Origin of the sequence: Citrobacter sp. CK181, assembly GCF_030333595.1 — a bacterium.
Taxonomy (GTDB): Bacteria; Pseudomonadota; Gammaproteobacteria; order Enterobacterales; family Enterobacteriaceae; genus Citrobacter_B; species Citrobacter_B koseri.
Genome location: NZ_JAOWFN010000011.1, coordinates 365772 through 382392 on the forward strand (window position 1 = coordinate 365772; position 16621 = coordinate 382392).

The following is a 16621-nucleotide window of genomic DNA, read 5'->3' on the forward strand; positions in this document are numbered from 1 at the left end:
TGTTGTCATGGATACGGATAATTTTTTGAATAAATATAATCCATTGCTATGCAAGGTTTTTCTCGCAGCATCGGATTTTATATTTTTTAACTTATCACTGGCCCTCTCTATTGGTTGTGTATACTGGATTTTTAACGATCTTTATCGTTTTATCCCCGATGCTCAACTGGAGATGCGTATAATTTCTCATGTCATCCTGAGCTTGATATGTGTGGGATGGTTCTGGGTTCGGTTGCGACATTATTCCTATCGCAAACCCTTTTGGTTTGAATTGAAGGAGATTATCCGCACTATTGTGATCTTTGCTGTTTTTGATCTGGCGCTGGTCGCTTTTTCTAAATGGCAATTTTCTCGGTATGTATGGGTCTTTTGTTGGACGTTTGCATTAATTCTGCTGCCGCTTTTCCGAGCAATGACCAAACAACTTCTTAATCGTCTTGGGATTTGGAAGAAAAAGACTGTCATTATGGGTAGCGGAAGTAATGCAGTGGAAGCTTATTATGCACTGCAAAGTGAGGAAATGCTTGGCTTTGATGTTGTCGCATTTTATGACGAAGAGTGTACAGAGGCAACGCTACAGGGACTGCCGGTTCTTCAGGACCCCAATATTCTTTGGGAAATGAAGAAAACAGGCGATATTCATTTCATTGTAGCTTTTGAAATGGAAAACAGCGATAAGACCATTAACTGGTTGCGCGAACTATCGAAGAAGGACTGCCGTTCTGTCACGGTTATTCCGTCCCTGCGCGGGTTACCACTTTATAATACCGATATGTCTTTCATCTTTAGTCATGAAGTCATGTTGCTGCGTATTCATAATAATCTGGCAAAACGGACATCTCGTTTCCTTAAACGGACTTTCGATATTGTCTGTTCATCACTGATTATCTTAATTTCTTCGCCACTGCTCATTTATCTTTGGTACAAAGTTACCCGTGATGGTGGTCCGGCAATCTACGGTCATATGCGAGTAGGGCGTCACGGTAAGCTTTTCCCTTGCTATAAGTTTCGCTCAATGGTGATGAATTCGCAGGAGGTTTTACAAAAGCTCCTTGATTCCGATCCTGCCGCACGGGAAGAATGGGAGCGTGACTTTAAGTTGAAAAACGATCCGCGAATCACTCCTGTCGGTCGATTTATTCGTAAAACCAGTCTTGATGAATTGCCTCAGTTATTTAATGTGCTGAAAGGTCAAATGAGTCTGGTTGGCCCGCGTCCGATTATCTCTGAAGAGTTACCACGCTATGATGAGAATGTTGATTACTATCTAATGGCGAAACCGGGAATGACAGGGTTGTGGCAGGTAAGTGGACGTAACGATGTGGATTACGATACCCGAGTCTACTTTGACTCCTGGTATGTCAAGAACTGGTCGCTGTGGAATGACATCGCTATTCTTTTCAAAACTGTGAAGGTAGTCCTCCATAGAGATGGTGCATATTGATGTAGCAGAAACTGCATTTTATGTGCATTAAGTTCATTCTGAAGAGGACATCTATTGCTACCTTCTGGCCTCTAACCTGAGTTAACATGTTCTTCACTTTACTCGCCGCCATTTTACGGCGGGGTATCCACACCTGACAGGAGTATGTAATGTCCAAGCAACAGATCGGCGTCGTCGGTATGGCAGTGATGGGGCGCAACCTGGCGCTCAACATCGAGAGCCGTGGTTATACCGTCTCCGTTTTCAACCGCTCCCGTGAAAAGACCGAAGAAGTGATTGCCGAGAACCCAGGCAAAAAACTAGTGCCTTACTACACGGTAAAAGAGTTTGTTGAATCCCTTGAAACGCCTCGTCGTATCCTGTTAATGGTGAAGGCAGGGGCGGGCACTGATGCTGCTATCGATTCCCTGAAGCCGTATCTGGATAAAGGCGACATCATCATTGATGGTGGTAACACGTTCTTCCAGGACACTATCCGTCGTAATCGCGAACTTTCTGCTGAAGGCTTTAACTTCATTGGTACTGGCGTTTCCGGTGGTGAAGAAGGGGCGCTGAAAGGCCCATCTATCATGCCTGGCGGTCAGAAAGAAGCCTACGAACTGGTTGCGCCGATTCTGACTAAAATTGCCGCAGTTGCAGAAGATGGCGAACCCTGCGTGACCTATATTGGTGCCGATGGTGCCGGTCACTATGTGAAAATGGTTCACAACGGTATCGAATACGGTGACATGCAGCTAATCGCAGAAGCCTATTCTTTGCTGAAAGGTGGCCTGAATCTGTCTAACGAAGAGCTGGCAGAGACTTTCACTGAGTGGAACAAAGGCGAGCTGAACAGCTACCTGATCGATATCACCAAAGACATCTTCACCAAAAAGGATGAAGAGGGTAAATATCTGGTTGATGTGATTCTGGATGAAGCGGCAAACAAAGGCACCGGCAAATGGACCAGCCAGAGTTCTCTGGATCTGGGCGAGCCGCTGTCGCTGATCACGGAATCCGTTTTTGCACGTTATATCTCTTCTCTGAAAGAGCAGCGTGTCGCAGCGTCTAAAGTGTTGTCGGGACCTAAAGCGCAGCTTGCGGGTGACAAAGCGGAATTTATCGAGAAAGTCCGTCGCGCGCTCTACCTCGGTAAGATCGTCTCTTACGCACAAGGGTTCTCCCAGCTGCGTGCCGCTTCTGACGAATATAACTGGGATCTGAACTACGGCGAAATTGCGAAGATCTTCCGTGCCGGCTGCATTATTCGTGCACAGTTCTTGCAGAAAATCACCGACGCATATGCAGAAAATGCGGGTATCGCTAACCTGCTGCTGGCACCGTACTTCAAGAAAATCGCGGACGATTATCAGCAAGCGCTGCGTGATGTGGTTGCGTATGCCGTGCAGAATGGTATCCCGGTTCCGACGTTCTCTGCCGCTGTTGCCTACTACGACAGCTATCGCGCAGCCGTTCTTCCTGCGAACCTGATCCAGGCGCAGCGTGACTACTTTGGGGCGCATACGTATAAGCGTACTGATAAAGACGGCGTTTTCCATACTGAATGGCTGGAATAATTCCTGATTCGCATCAAAAGCCCGGTGATTCACCGGGCTTTTTTTTGTCCCTAATCTGATTGATTTATTTTTACTTCTTAATATTAACTTAATAATTAATGTTTAACCTGATAAAGAAAATCTGAATTGTTTTAGCCTTCATTGACACAATATTCATTCAGGCGTTAAAACTTTTATATCTTATCAGGATGTATAAACATCATGATGCATAATTAAGTTAATTCTGAGAGCGTGAAATGAAAATCACCATTTCTGGAACCGGGTACGTTGGTCTGTCAAACGGTTTGCTTATCGCACAGCATCACCAGGTTACCGCGTTAGACATTATTCCCAAACGTGTAGAAATGCTAAATGATCGGATATCTCCGATTGTTGATAAAGAAATACAGCAATTTTTAGCGTCCGGGAATATTAATTTTGAAGCAACCTTAGACAAGGTATCCGCCTACCAAAATGCTGATTATGTCATTATTGCAACACCAACCGACTATGATCCAAAAACAAATTATTTCAACACATCAAGTGTAGAATCGGTTATTCAGGATGTGACAGAGATTAACCCATCGGCAGTGATGGTGATTAAGTCAACGGTGCCGGTTGGCTTCACCGCAACGATGAGTAAAAAATTTAATACGCAGAATATCATTTTCTCCCCCGAGTTCCTGCGCGAAGGTAAAGCGCTTTATGATAATTTGCATCCTTCGCGGATTGTGATTGGTGAACGCTCTGAGCGTGCGGAGCGATTCGCTGCTTTGCTACAGGAAGGCGCCATAAAACAGGACATACCAACCCTGTTTACCGATTCGACGGAAGCAGAGGCGATTAAGCTTTTTGCTAATACTTACCTTGCGATGCGTGTTGCTTACTTTAATGAGCTTGATAGCTATGCGGAAAGTTTAGGACTGAATACCCGACAAATTATTGAAGGTGTGTGTCTGGATCCTCGTATTGGCAATCATTACAACAATCCTTCATTTGGTTATGGCGGTTATTGTCTGCCGAAAGATACGAAGCAACTTCTGGCGAATTATCAGTCAGTGCCAAACAATATTATCTCCGCGATCGTGGATGCGAACCGGACGCGTAAAGATTTTATTGCAGATGCCATCTTGTCCAGAAAACCCAAAGTGGTGGGCATCTATCGTCTGATTATGAAGAGTGGTTCTGATAATTTCCGCGCGTCTTCAATTCAGGGGATTATGAAGCGTATCAAAGCTAAAGGTGTGGAAGTTATTATTTACGAACCGGTTATGAAGGAAACGTCGTTCTTTAATTCCCGCCTTGAACGTGATTTGAATACGTTTAAACAGCAGTCCGACGTGATTATCTCCAATCGCATGGCGTCTGAACTGCTGGATGTTCAGGACAAAGTTTATACACGCGATCTCTTTGGCAGTGATTAACCTTCTGTTATTGGGGCTACAATAGCCCCTGATTGGCTATCAAAGTATTTGAAATAATCCGTAAATTTTATCAATAATCCTATAGCATTAACGATGTTTATGACTACACTGTCTCCAGCTTAAGCATTTTCTTAGTTAGGGTACTGATGACAGTGAACAATAACAATGCTACCGGGCGCAGTAATGACCCGGAACAGATTGATTTGATTGATTTAGTGATGCAATTGTGGCGCGGAAAAATGACAATCTTTGTGTGTGTCATTGTCGCAATTCTATTGGCTGTTGGTTACATCCTGGTAGCGAAAGAGAAATGGACCTCTACCGCCATTATCACCCAGCCGGATGTGGGGCAGATTGCCACTTATAATAATGCGATGAGCGTTTTGTATGGCGATAACGCTCCGAAAGTTGCGGATATTCAGACTGGCTTTATCGGTCGCTTTAGCTCCGCCTTTTCCGCATTGTCAGCAGCTCTGGATAATCAGGAAGAACCTGAAGAATTAACTATTACTCCTTCTGTTAAGGGTCAATCATTGCCGTTGGCTGTTTCTTACGTTGGAGAGTCTGCGGAAGGGGCGCAGCGCCAGCTGGCAGAGTATATCCAGCAGGTAGATGAGAGCGTTGCGAAAGAACTGGACGCGGATCTGAAAGATAACATCAAGTTGCAGACAACTACGCTTGAGGACTCGTTAAAAACGCAGGAAGTGGTCGCGCAGGAGCAAAAAGATTTGCGTATCAAGCAAATTCAGGAAGCATTGCGTTATGCGGAGCAGGCGAATGTGATAAAGCCACAAATTCAGCAAACTCAGGATGTCACCCAGGACAGTATGTTCCTTCTTGGTAGTGATGCGCTGAAATCAATGATTGAACATGAATCCACGCGTCCGCTGGTTTTCTCTGGGGCCTACTATCAGACCAAGCAAAATTTGCTGGATATCGGAAATCTGAAAATCGAAACCGCATCCATTCACGCCTACCGTTACGTCATGAAGCCGACGCTGCCGGTTCGTCGTGACAGTCCGAAAAAGGCAATTGTGCTGGTCCTGGCGGTGCTACTGGGCGGGATGATTGGTGCAGGTGTGGTGCTGGGGCGTAATGCTCTGCGCGACTACAGAGAGAAAGCGCAGTAATTTATTGTTATCCTGGATGGCTCTACGCTTATCCGACCTACAAAAAACCGGGCATTGCCCGGTTTTTTCGCATCAGAAGCTATTGATGACGCTTACGTAAATTCTCAATGACGGTCGTTAAATCAAGGTCCTGGTCCTGTAGCAGCACCAGCAGGTGGTACATCAGGTCGGAGGCTTCATTGGTCAGCTCAAAACGGTCATGTACCGTTGCGGCCAGCGCGGTCTCGACACCTTCTTCACCCACTTTCTGCGCGATACGCTTGGTGCCGCTGGCGTAAAGTTTCGCCGTGTAAGAGCTTGCCGGATCGGCAGTTTTACGCTCGGCTAACAGTTGCTCAAGTTGATACAGGAATAACCACTGATGGCTGGCATCCCCAAAGCAGCTGCTGGTGCCTTTGTGGCAGGTTGGTCCAATTGGATTGGCCAGCACCAGCAGTGTGTCGTTATCACAATCCGGCGCAATGCGGACTACCTTCAGGAAGTGGCCGGATGTTTCGCCTTTGGTCCACAAACGCTGCTTGGTTCGTGAGAAGAAAGTGACGTTGCCGCTTTCGATTGTTTTATCCAGCGCTTCAGGGGTCATGTAACCCAGCATTAACACTTCACCGGATACCGCATGTTGCACGACAACCGGCATTAATCCGTCGGTTTTTTCCCAGTCGAGCTCGCGGCGCTGTTGCTCTGTTAACATATCCTGATCTCCACGCCCTGTGCTTCCAGGTACGCTTTTAATTCACCAATATTAATAATCTGTTTGTGGAAGACGGAGGCAGCAAGCGCCCCGTCGACATCGGTATCGCGGAAGGCTTCAAGGAAGTGCTCCATCGTGCCCGCGCCGCCGGAGGCAATCAGCGGTACATGACAGACGTCACGGACTTTTTTCAGTTGCTCCAGATCGTAACCGTTACGCACGCCGTCCTGATTCATCATGTTAAGCACGATTTCACCGGCCCCGCGTTTTTGCACTTCCTGCACCCAGTCGAGAGTTTCCCACTGCGTCACGCGGGTACGGCTTTCATCGCCGGTATACTGGTTGACGTGATACTTGCCGGTTTCGGCATCAAACCAGGTATCAATGCCCACGACGATGCACTGTACACCAAAGCGGTCAGCAAGACGGGTGATCAGCGTTGGGTCGGCCAGCGCAGGGGAGTTGATGGAAATTTTATCAGCGCCGAAAGAGAGGATTTTAGCGGCGTCATCAATAGACCTGATGCCACCCGCGACACAGAATGGAATGTCGATCACTTCCGCGACGCGCGACACCCAACTCTTATCAACCACGCGCCCGTCACTGGAAGCGGTAATATCATAGAACACCAGCTCGTCTGCGCCTTCATCGGCATAGCGTTTTGCCAGCGGGACGATATCGCCGATGATTTCATGATTGCGGAACTGTACGCCTTTTACCACCTGACCATCGCGTACGTCCAGGCAAGGGATTATACGTTTTGCCAGCATTGGATGGCCTCCTTAACGGTGAATTTACCTTCCAGTAGGGCGCGGCCGACAATCACGCCGCGAACGCCCGTGCCGCGCAGAGCGGCCACGTCCTCAATCCCGCCAATTCCGCCGGAAGACTGAAAGGCGACCTGCGGATATTTCGCGCACACTTCGTCATACAGCGAGACGTTGGAACCCGCCAGCGTGCCGTCACGGGAGATATCGGTGCACAGTACATGCTTCAGGCCAACCGGCAGATAAGTCTCGACCAGCTCTTCCAGCGAAACGCCGGAGTTTTCCTGCCAGCCGCTGACGGCAACCTGTTTGTTGCCCCGATCATCAATACGCACATCCAGCGCCAGCACCAGCGCGTCAGCGCCAAAGCGCTCAAACCAGCCTTTGACCACCTCGGGAGATTTGACCGCCGTGGAGCCGACCACCACGCGGGCAACGCCTGCGTCCAGCAGCGCCGCAACATCGTCCTCAGTACGCACGCCGCCGCCAACCTGCACGGGCACGTTCACACCCGCGACCAGCGTTTTAATCAGCGGGATCTGCCGTCTGGCCGGATCTTTCGCCCCGGTCAAATCGACCAGATGCAGCACTTCGGCGCCCTGGGCGGCATAATCCCGCAGGCGGGGAAGGGGATCGTTACCGTAATCACGCTGCCGGGCGTAGTCGCCCTGATGGAGACGCACTACGGTGCCATCGATCAAATCTAATGCCGGAATAATCATCACATCTCCAGGAAGTTTTTCAGCAACTGCGCGCCAGCGGCGCCGGAGCGTTCCGGGTGGAACTGCACGCCGAAGAAATTGTCTTTTTGCACTGCCGCAGTGAAGGGTTCGCCGTAGTTGCATTGAGCAATGGTCCACGGATTGACGGGCATAGCGTAGCTGTGAACAAAGTAGAACCAGGCGCCATCTTCAATGCCCTGGAAAAGACGATTACCCGCCTGCGGGTAAACGCGGTTCCAGCCCATATGCGGAAGCGGCAGGCCAAAATCGGTCATCTTCGGGACGTCCTGGTCAATAATGCCCAGAAGGTCGACGCCGTTAGTCTCTTCACTGTGGCGCCCGAGGATCTGCATGCCTAAACAAATTCCCAGAACGGGCTGAGTACAAGCCTTAATCAATTCGACAAGCTCACGCTCGCGCAACTGATCCATCGCCGCCTGGGCGGTTCCCACGCCGGGCAGGAAGAGTTTGTCAGCTTTTAAGACGACCTCCGGGTCGCGGCTGACCTGCGGATCATAACCGTGGCGCGCCACGGCGGATTTCACCGAGTTCAGGTTGGCGCAGCCGGTATCAAGGATGACGACGTTCATCACAGCACTCCTTTAGAAGAAGGCAGCGTGTCGCCTTCTACCCGAATGGCCTGGCGCAACGTGCGGCCAAACGCTTTAAACAGGCTTTCTACACGGTGGTGATCGTTTTTACCTTTGGTCTTCAGGTGCAGCGTCACGCCCATGGTGTAGGAGAGCGAGCGGAAGAAGTGTTCAACCATCTCGGTGCTCAGATCGCCCACGCGCTGATAGGTAAACTCGGCTTTATATTCCAGGTGCGGGCGCCCGGAGATATCCAGTGCGCAACGCGCCAGGCATTCGTCCATCGGCAGCACAAAACCAAAGCGGTTGATGCCGCGCTTATCGCCCAACGCCAGTTTTAGCGCCTCACCCAGCGCCAGACCGGTATCTTCTACCGTATGGTGATCGTCAATATAGAGGTCGCCCTTGACCGCGATCTCCATACGGAAACCGCCATGCGTGGCGATCTGATCGAGCATATGGTCAAAAAAGCCCACGCCGGTATTGATCTTGCTGCCGCCTTCGCGATCCAGCCACACCTTGACGTCAATTTGCGTTTCTTTGGTATTGCGCTCAACGTGGGCATAGCGGTCGCGTTTTGTCAGCTGCTCACCAATCATCGTCCAGTTCAGGGTTTCACGGTTATAACGTAACCCGTTAATACCCATGTTTTCGGCCAACTGGATGTCGGTAGCGCGATCGCCAATCACGTAGCTGTTGGCGCTATCCATCGCCTGTTCAGCCAGATAACGTTCAACCAGCTTTACCTTCGGCTTACGGCAGTCGCACTCATCTGCTGGCAGGTGCGGGCAGATCAGCACTTCATCAAACAGTACGCCCTGGGAGGTGAAAACCTGCATCATCAGGTCGTGCGGGCCGTCGAAGTCTGCCTGCGGGAAGCTCTGCGTTCCCAGCCCGTCCTGGTTGGTGATCATCACCAGCTTAAAGCCGGCTTTTTGCAGCTTCAGCAGAACCGGCACCACGTCCGGTTCAAAGGCGAGTTTGTCAAAACGATCCACCTGAAAATCACTCGGTGGTTCGGCAATCAGGGTTCCATCACGGTCAATAAAAAGATACTTCTGGCTCATACTTGCTCCGCACGTAAGGCGTCAATGACGCGCTGGCTTTCTTCGCGGGTTCCAACAGTGATACGCAGACAGCCGCTTAAAGAAGGTTGTTTATTCTGATCACGTAAGATAATGCCCTGATCCCACAGAGATTTAAACACGCTACTTGACGCGGTAAAACGTGCCAGAATGTAGTTGGTTTCTGAATCGAACACCTGTTCTACGCAGGCAATCTCTTTCAGCGCATTAACCAGATACTGACGTTCCAGCAGAATCTGCGCCACACGTTCGCGCATCGCGTTGACGCCTTGCGGCGTCAACGCCTGAGCGGCAATATTGGCGACCGGCGTAGAGAGCGGGTAGGGGGCGATGACTTTCAGCAGCAGGCTGATGACCTCTTCATTCGCCAGCGTAAATCCGCAGCGCAGACCGGCGAGCGCAAAGGCTTTGGAGAGCGTGCGCAGCACCACCAGATGCGGGTATTCAGAGAGCCAGCCAGCCAGCGTCGCCTGTGGGCAGAATTCAATATAGGCTTCATCCGCCACCACAATGGCGTTGCCGCGCGTCATTTCCAGCAGAGTACGTAAATCCTGTGGATTGATAAGCTGCCCGGTCGGGTTGTTGGGGCTGCATACAAACACCACTTTAACGCCGTCGAGTTTATCGGCGATGCCCCGCAGATCCAGCTGCCAGTTTTCCAGCGTCGGAACCGTCCGGCATTCAACGCCAATAGTTTCCGCGCTGACGCTGTACATGCCGTACGTTGGCGGACAATAGAGAATCGCATCTTTCCCCGGTTCGCAGAATGCGCGAATCAGCAGTTCAATACCTTCGTCTGCGCCACGGCTGACCAGCACCTGCCCGGGGTTCACTCCGGCGTACTGCGCATAATTTTCAATAACCGCTTTTGGCTGGCATTCCGGGTAGCGGTTGAGCGTTTGCTGAGTCAGCTGAAACTCCACCGCCGTCGGGAACTCATTGGCATTCAGCCAGACATCGCCATTACCGCCCAGACGGCGAGCGGACTGGTACGGCGTCAGGTTGCGAACGTTTTCCCGGGCTAAGTCGGTGACGCTGCGGGTATTTTCAGTGCTCATGCTTGCTCCTTAAGGGCGTTAACGCGCAGGGTGACAGCATTTTTGTGGGCGGTCAGCCGTTCTGCCGCAGCCAGCGTTTCAATGGTGGATGCCAGTGCGGAGAAACCTGCCTGCGACAATTCCTGAACGGTCATGCGTTTCTGGAAATCCGCCAGACCGAGGCTGGAGCAGGTGGCGGTATAACCATAGGTCGGTAGCACATGATTGGTGCCGGAAGCGTAGTCGCCTGCGGATTCCGGTGACCAGTCACCGAGAAAAACGGAACCCGCGCTGGTAATATCCTCCACCAGATCGCGCGCCTTGCGAGTCTGAATGATCAGGTGTTCCGGCCCATACTGGTTCGAGATGGCGACGCACTGGGCTAAATCTTTCGTCACGATCAGACGGCTGGCGCTTAATGCCTGACGCGCCGTTTCCGCACGCGGTAACTCCGCTAACTGGCGTTCGACGGCCTCCGCGACGTTCTGCGCAATACCGGCATCCGGGGTCAGCAGGATGACCTGAGAATCCGGGCCGTGTTCCGCCTGAGAGAGCAGGTCAGACGCCACGAAATCTGGCGTGGCGCCGCTGTCGGCGATCACCAGCACTTCAGAAGGGCCGGCAGGCATATCAATTGCCGCGCCGTCGAGACGCTGGCTGACCTGGCGTTTCGCCTCGGTGACAAACGCGTTGCCGGGGCCAAAAATTTTGTCCACTTTTGGCACGGATTCGCTGCCGAACGCCAGAGCGGCAATGGCCTGGGCACCGCCGACGTTGAAGATTTCCTGCACGCCGCACAGCTGCGCAGCGTAAAGGATTTCATCCGTGATAGGCGGTGGTGAGCACAGCACCACTTTTTTGCATCCGGCAATACGCGCGGGCGTGGCGAGCATTAATACGGTGGAGAAGAGCGGGGCAGAGCCGCCCGGGATATACAGGCCGACAGATGCGACAGGGCGCGTCACCTGCTGACAGCGAACGCCGGGCTGGGTTTCAACATCTACTGCCGGTAGTTTTTGCGCATTGTGGAAGGTTTCGATGTTTTTTACCGCTACCGCCATCGCCTGTTTGAGATCGTCGCTCAGACGCGCGCTGGCCGCGGCAATCTCTTCGGCGGACACTTTCAGCGCTGCGACGTTCGTTTTATCAAACTTCGCGCTGTATTCACGCAGGGCATCATCACCGCGTGATTTCACATTATCCAGGATCTCTGCGACGGTACGGGTAATGCTGTCGGAGGCGGAAATAGCCGGACGCATCAGCAATTCACGCTGCTGTTCAGTATTGCAGCTATTCCAGTCGATGATTGTATTAAAGCTCATGGCCGTCACTCCATCATCTTTTCAATTGGCAGCACCAGAATAGAGCTGGCGCCGAGCGCTTTCAGTTTTTCCATCGTTTCCCAGAACAGGGTTTCGCTGCTGACCATGTGCATGGCGACGCGCTGCTGATCGCCTGCCAGCGGCAGAATGGTTGGACGCTCTGCGCCCGGCAGTAACGCGATGACTTCTTCCAGACGCTCGCTTGGCGCATGCATCATGATGTATTTGGATTCACGCGCCTGAATAACGCCCTGAATACGGGTCAGCAGTTTGTCAATAAGCTGTTGTTTGGCTTCGGCCATTTCGCCGTCACGCTGGATCAGGCAGGCTTTAGAACGGTAAATCACCTCGACTTCACGCAGACCGTTGGCTTCCAGCGTCGCTCCGGTAGACACCAGATCGCAGATGGCATCGGCCAGACCCGCACGCGGAGCGACTTCAACAGAACCGTTTAACAGACAGGATTTAAACGACACGCCTTTCTGATCCAGATAACGCTTAAGCAGGTGCGGGTAAGAGGTAGCGATACGCTTGCCGTCAAGGGAAGCCGGGCCGTCCCAGGCTTCATCGACGGCGGTGGCCAGCGAGAGGCGGCAGCCGCCGAAGTCGAGACGGCGCAGGGTGTAGTAGCGCGGGTCTTCGCCTTGCGCGCGGCGGCTCAACAGTTCTTCTTCCAGAACGTTTTCCCCGATGATCCCCAGATCGACAACGCCATCCATGACCAGGCCGGGAATATCGTCATCACGCACGCGCAGAATATCAATCGGCATATTCTCCGCCATCGCAATCAGACGCTGGGTGTGCAGGTTGATTTTAATACCGCAGCGGGCCAGTAATTCGCGTGAATCATCGCTTAAACGGCCTGATTTCTGAATAGCTATGCGTAAACGGGTGTTATCTAACATTCTTTTTTCCTCTTTATCCTGTCTGAACCGGTCTGAATCGCGCACAAAAAAAAGCCCCCGGAAGAATGATCTTCCGGGGGCTTTCTCATGCGTTCATGCACCACTGGAAGATCTGAATGTCTTCCAGCACACATCGCCTGAAAGACTAGTCAGGATGATGGTGATGATGGTGGTGTTTAAATTGAACGCGTGTCATAAAATTCTCGATGAATGCTTATTCATTTGATGCCTTTTAACCTAAACCACTTTAGCGCCGGAAAGCAAGGGCTTTTTTTCATCATTAATTCATTTCATATTGAAGGTATGAATTGTCAGTCCCGGCGGGCTGGCGTAGCCTTAGATAAGATGGCGTTAAAGTCAGGAGAGAACGCATGAAAAAGGTCGCAATTGTCGGTTTAGGATGGTTAGGAATGCCGCTGGCGATGTCGCTGACGGCAAGAGGCTGGCAGGTTACTGGCACGAAAACCACGCAGGATGGCGTGGAAGCGGCCCGCATGAGCGGCATTGAGAGCTATCCGCTGCGCCTGGAACCTGAGCTGGTTTGCGAAACGGACGATCTTGATGCGCTGATGGATGTGGATGCTCTGGTCATTACGCTGCCCGCTCGCCGTAGCGGGCCAGGGGAAGATTTTTACCGCCAGGCAATACAGGAGGTGGTCGATAGCGCGCTGGCGTATCACGTTCCGCGTATCATTTTTACCAGTTCCACGTCAGTGTACGGCGATGTGCACGGCATTGTGAAAGAGACTACGCCGCGTAATCCCGTCACGGCGAGTGGGCGCATCCTGAAGGAACTCGAAGACTGGCTGCACAATCTGCCCGGCACCTCCGTCGATATTCTGCGTCTGTCCGGGCTGGTAGGGCCAGGACGACATCCGGGGCGTTTCTTTGCCGGTAAAACCGCGCCTGACGGTCAGCAAGGTGTGAATCTGGTCCACCTGGAAGATGTGATTGCCGCTATTACTCTGCTGTTACAGGCACCTAAAGGGGGACACATCTATAATATATGTGCGCCTTCGCATCCGGCGCGTAATGTGTTTTATCCGCAGATGGCGCGTTTGCTGGGTATGGAACCGCCGCATTTTCTGGAAAGCCAGAGTAACGATAAAGGCAAGATTATTGATGGCAGCCGGATTTGTAATGAACTCGGGTTTGAATACCAGTATCCCGACCCGCTGGTGATGCCGATGGAGTGACGCGCCAGCAGACTACCGCCATACACCGCAAGGGGGCGAGTATGAAACCACTGCTGGACGTTCTGATGATTCTCGATGCGTTAGAGAAAGAGGGGAGCTTTGCGGCGGCGTCGGCAAAATTGTTTAAGACGCCGTCAGCGCTCAGCTATACCGTCCATAAACTGGAAAGCGATCTGAATATCCAACTGTTGGATCGCAGCGGGCATCGGGCTAAGTTTACCCGCACCGGTCAGATGCTGCTGGAAAAAGGCCGGGAAGTTCTGCATACCGTGCGCGAACTGGAAAAGCAGGCCATCAAACTTCACGAAGGCTGGGAGAACGAACTGGTCATCGGCGTGGACGATACGTTTCCTTTTTCTCTCCTTACTCCCCTCATTGAATCCTTCTACCAACATCACAGCGTAACGCGCCTGAAATTCATAAACGGCGTGCTGGGCGGTTCCTGGGAGGCGCTGACGCAGGGGCGGGCGGATATCATCGTTGGCGCAATGCACGATCCACCCTACGCCAGTGGTTTCGGTTTTGCGCGTCTGGGAGAGCTTGAGCAGGTTTTTGCGATTGCCCCGCATCATCCACTGGTGCAGGAAGAAGAGCCGTTGAGTCGGCGCACAATAAAACGGTTCCGCGCGATTGTGGTCGGCGATGAGACGCATCCGGCATGTTCGGCAAGCGCGCAATTGCTTGATGATCAGGAAGCCATAACGGTTTTTGATTTTAAAACCAAACTGGAACTGCAAATCAGCGGCCTGGGATGTGGGTATTTACCGCGCTATCTGGCGCAACGCTTTCTGGACAGCGGTGCGCTTATTGAGAAGAACGTGGCGGCGCAGATCGCGTCGGAGCCGGTGTGGATGGGCTGGAACGAACAGACGGCCGGACTGGCCAGCGCGTGGTGGCGAGATAAAATTTTAGCAAATAGTGCTATTGCTGGCGTCTATACAATGGGGGATGCTGGGAAATCAAACAGTTAATAAAAAATATTTTTTGACGGGGCTCTCATTCTCTTGTCATTTCGCCTTAATTTAGTGCACAATGCGCCGCTTGCAAAAAATGACATTAACCGACGTTTTAATACGCGTCGGTTATTTTTTTGCATCAAACCAATCATTCAATAAAAGAGGCCGGGCTTCGTACCGGATAGATACTTACTAAAAACCGACAGTTGTTGTCGCTGAGGAATCCAGAAAATGGGGCAATTTTTTGCTTACGCGACGGCATTCGCCGTAAAGGGGAATGACCATGTCGCATAACGTTACTCCAAACACCTCTCGCGTGGAATTACGTAAGACGCTTACGTTGATTCCGGTTGTAATGATGGGTCTTGCCTATATGCAGCCGATGACGCTGTTCGATACATTTGGTATCGTCTCAGGCCTCACTGACGGTCACGTTGCGACGGCATATGCCTTTGCGCTGATCGCGATTCTTTTTACTGCGTTGAGCTACGGTAAACTGGTGCGTCGTTTCCCGTCCGCTGGCTCCGCGTACACTTACGCCCAGAAATCCATCAGCCCGACCGTAGGCTTTATGGTGGGCTGGTCATCGCTGCTGGACTACCTGTTCATGCCGATGATCAACATTCTGCTGGCGAAAATTTATTTTGAAGCGCTGGTGCCGACAGTGCCGTCGTGGATCTTTGTGGTGGCGCTGGTGGCCTTTATGACCATCTCTAACCTGCGCAGCATCAAGACCGTCGCTAACTTCAACACCCTGATTGTTATTCTGCAAATGGGGATTGTAGCGGTGATCGTCGGCCTGATTATCTACGGCGTGTCTCACGGCGAAGGTGCGGGTACGCTGGTAAGTTCCCGTCCATTCTGGTCTGAAGGCGCGCACGTTGTGCCGATGATTACCGGTGCGACAATCCTGTGCTTCTCGTTCCTCGGCTTTGACGGAATCTCTTCTCTGTCTGAAGAGACCAAAGATGCGGAGCGCGTTATTCCGCGCGCGATTTTCCTGACGGCGCTGATTGGCGGCCTGATCTTTATCGCGGCGTCTTACTTCCTGCAACTGTACTTCCCGGATATTTCGCGCTTTAAAGACCCGGATGCATCACAGCCTGAAATCATGCTGTACGTTGCGGGTAAAACCTTCCAGTGGGGCGTGCTGATTTTCTCCAGCGTGACCGTACTGGCATCCGGTATGGCGGCACACGCGGGCGTTTCCCGTCTGATGTACGTCATGGGTCGTGACGGCGTGTTCCCGACGCGTTTCTTCGGCTACGTTCATCCGAAATGGCGTACTCCGGCGTGGAACGTGCTGCTGGTTGGCGCGATCGCACTGCTGGCGATTAATTTCGATCTGGTTACGGCGACGGCGCTGATCAACTTCGGTGCGCTGGTGGCGTTTACCTTCGTGAACCTCTCCGTGATTTCCCAGTTCTGGATCCGTGAGAAGCGCAACAAGACGCTGAAAGACCACTTCAACTATCTGGTTCTGCCGGTGTGCGGCGCGCTGACTGTTGGCGCACTGTGGATCAACCTGGAAGAAAGCTCAATGACTCTGGGTCTGATCTGGGCGGGTATTGGCCTGGTGTATCTGGCTTGCGTGACCAAAAGCTTCCGCAATCCGGTACCGCAGTACGAAGATATCGCACAGTAATGAAATGACCTTTCACAGGTAAAAAACCGGAGACATGTTCTCCGGTTTTTTTATGCAAAAATCTGTAGGCCGGATAAGGTCATCGGCCGTTCTTCGGCACAACGCCAACGCCTGATGGCGCTTCGCTTATCAGGCCTACACTCCTCACTGTATGCAGGCCGGATAAGGCGTT

16 protein-coding genes, 1 pseudogene and 1 other annotated feature are annotated in these 16621 nt (G+C 51.8%); of the genes and pseudogenes, 8 read left to right on the plus strand and 9 right to left on the minus strand.

All coding sequences use genetic code 11. The features are described 5' to 3' along the window. Nucleotides 1-7 precede the first annotated feature (7 nt). The 4 genes from OGW17_RS05795 to wzzB all read left to right on the plus strand — a co-directional run bounded on the left by OGW17_RS05795 (nt 8) and on the right by wzzB (nt 5533). The gene (locus OGW17_RS05795; RefSeq protein WP_012131730.1) at nt 8-1444 is read left to right on the plus strand and encodes an undecaprenyl-phosphate galactose phosphotransferase; all 1437 of its coding nucleotides are present in this window, start codon (nt 8-10) and stop codon (nt 1442-1444) included. Between the two features lie 149 nt (nt 1445-1593). Beyond that, nucleotides 1594-3000 carry an NADP-dependent phosphogluconate dehydrogenase gene (gnd, locus tag OGW17_RS05800; RefSeq protein ID WP_012131731.1) on the plus strand — a complete coding sequence of 469 codons (1407 nt, stop codon included), beginning with the start codon at nt 1594-1596 and terminating at the stop codon, nt 2998-3000. A gap of 236 nt (nt 3001-3236) precedes the next feature. Beyond that, entirely contained in the window at nt 3237-4403 is a 1167-nt protein-coding gene (gene ugd, locus OGW17_RS05805; RefSeq protein ID WP_049009125.1) for a UDP-glucose 6-dehydrogenase, read from the plus strand. A 146-nt stretch (nt 4404-4549) separates the two neighbouring features. Beyond that, nucleotides 4550-5533 carry an LPS O-antigen chain length determinant protein WzzB gene (wzzB, locus tag OGW17_RS05810; protein WP_047462644.1) on the plus strand — a complete coding sequence of 328 codons (984 nt, stop codon included), beginning with the start codon at nt 4550-4552 and terminating at the stop codon, nt 5531-5533. A 79-nt stretch (nt 5534-5612) separates the two neighbouring features. Here the strand turns inward: wzzB and hisIE are convergent, their stop codons facing one another. The 9 genes from hisIE to hisL all read right to left on the minus strand — a co-directional run bounded on the left by hisIE (nt 5613) and on the right by hisL (nt 12848). After that, nucleotides 5613-6224: a bifunctional phosphoribosyl-AMP cyclohydrolase/phosphoribosyl-ATP diphosphatase HisIE gene (gene hisIE / locus OGW17_RS05815; protein ID WP_047462646.1), complete on the minus strand. Its 612-nt coding sequence runs from the start codon at nt 6222-6224 to the stop codon at nt 5613-5615. Continuing rightward, entirely contained in the window at nt 6218-6994 is a 777-nt protein-coding gene (gene hisF, locus OGW17_RS05820; protein WP_012131735.1) for an imidazole glycerol phosphate synthase subunit HisF, read from the minus strand. The genes hisIE and hisF overlap by 7 nt, the downstream gene beginning before the upstream one ends. Further along, on the minus strand, nt 6976-7713 hold the full coding sequence (gene hisA, locus OGW17_RS05825; RefSeq protein WP_012131736.1) for a 1-(5-phosphoribosyl)-5-[(5-phosphoribosylamino)methylideneamino]imidazole-4-carboxamide isomerase: 738 nt from the start codon (nt 7711-7713) through the stop codon (nt 6976-6978). Before hisA ends, hisF begins: the two co-directional genes overlap by 19 nt. After that, nucleotides 7713-8303 carry an imidazole glycerol phosphate synthase subunit HisH gene (gene hisH, locus OGW17_RS05830; protein WP_071258894.1) on the minus strand — a complete coding sequence of 197 codons (591 nt, stop codon included), beginning with the start codon at nt 8301-8303 and terminating at the stop codon, nt 7713-7715. Before hisH ends, hisA begins: the two co-directional genes overlap by 1 nt. Beyond that, complete coding sequence (hisB, locus tag OGW17_RS05835) at nt 8303-9370, minus strand: bifunctional histidinol-phosphatase/imidazoleglycerol-phosphate dehydratase HisB (RefSeq protein WP_047462654.1); 1068 nt, start codon at nt 9368-9370, stop codon at nt 8303-8305. Before hisB ends, hisH begins: the two co-directional genes overlap by 1 nt. Further along, the gene (hisC, locus tag OGW17_RS05840; protein ID WP_071258892.1) at nt 9367-10446 is read right to left on the minus strand and encodes a histidinol-phosphate transaminase; all 1080 of its coding nucleotides are present in this window, start codon (nt 10444-10446) and stop codon (nt 9367-9369) included. The genes hisB and hisC overlap by 4 nt, the downstream gene beginning before the upstream one ends. Then, the gene (gene hisD / locus OGW17_RS05845) at nt 10443-11747 is read right to left on the minus strand and encodes a histidinol dehydrogenase (protein ID WP_071258890.1); all 1305 of its coding nucleotides are present in this window, start codon (nt 11745-11747) and stop codon (nt 10443-10445) included. Before hisD ends, hisC begins: the two co-directional genes overlap by 4 nt. Before the next feature lie 5 nt (nt 11748-11752). Next, the gene (gene hisG, locus OGW17_RS05850; protein WP_024130200.1) at nt 11753-12652 is read right to left on the minus strand and encodes an ATP phosphoribosyltransferase; all 900 of its coding nucleotides are present in this window, start codon (nt 12650-12652) and stop codon (nt 11753-11755) included. Nucleotides 12653-12697: 45 nt separating this feature from the next. After that, nucleotides 12698-12822, minus strand: a sequence feature (His leader region). Continuing rightward, nucleotides 12798-12848, minus strand: coding sequence for a his operon leader peptide (hisL, locus tag OGW17_RS05855; protein ID WP_001364200.1), 51 nt, complete (start codon nt 12846-12848; stop codon nt 12798-12800). (Overlaps the previous feature by 25 nt.) 175 nt (nt 12849-13023) lie before the next feature. Here hisL and OGW17_RS05860 point away from each other — a divergent pair, with 175 nt between their 5' ends. The 4 genes and pseudogenes from OGW17_RS05860 to OGW17_RS05875 all read left to right on the plus strand — a co-directional run bounded on the left by OGW17_RS05860 (nt 13024) and on the right by OGW17_RS05875 (nt 16449). Continuing rightward, nucleotides 13024-13848 carry an SDR family oxidoreductase gene (locus OGW17_RS05860; RefSeq protein WP_049009132.1) on the plus strand — a complete coding sequence of 275 codons (825 nt, stop codon included), beginning with the start codon at nt 13024-13026 and terminating at the stop codon, nt 13846-13848. Between the two features lie 41 nt (nt 13849-13889). Continuing rightward, nucleotides 13890-14874 (plus strand): annotated as a pseudogene (locus OGW17_RS05865) (LysR family transcriptional regulator). 161 nt (nt 14875-15035) lie between these two features. Continuing rightward, nucleotides 15036-15098 (plus strand): membrane protein YoeI, encoded by a 63-nt coding sequence (gene yoeI, locus OGW17_RS05870; protein ID WP_099433339.1) that lies wholly within the window; start codon nt 15036-15038, stop codon nt 15096-15098. Continuing rightward, a complete protein-coding gene (locus OGW17_RS05875; RefSeq protein WP_024130202.1) occupies nt 15088-16449 on the plus strand; it encodes an APC family permease in 1362 nt (453 codons plus the stop codon). Before yoeI ends, OGW17_RS05875 begins: the two co-directional genes overlap by 11 nt. Nucleotides 16450-16621 lie beyond the last annotated feature (172 nt).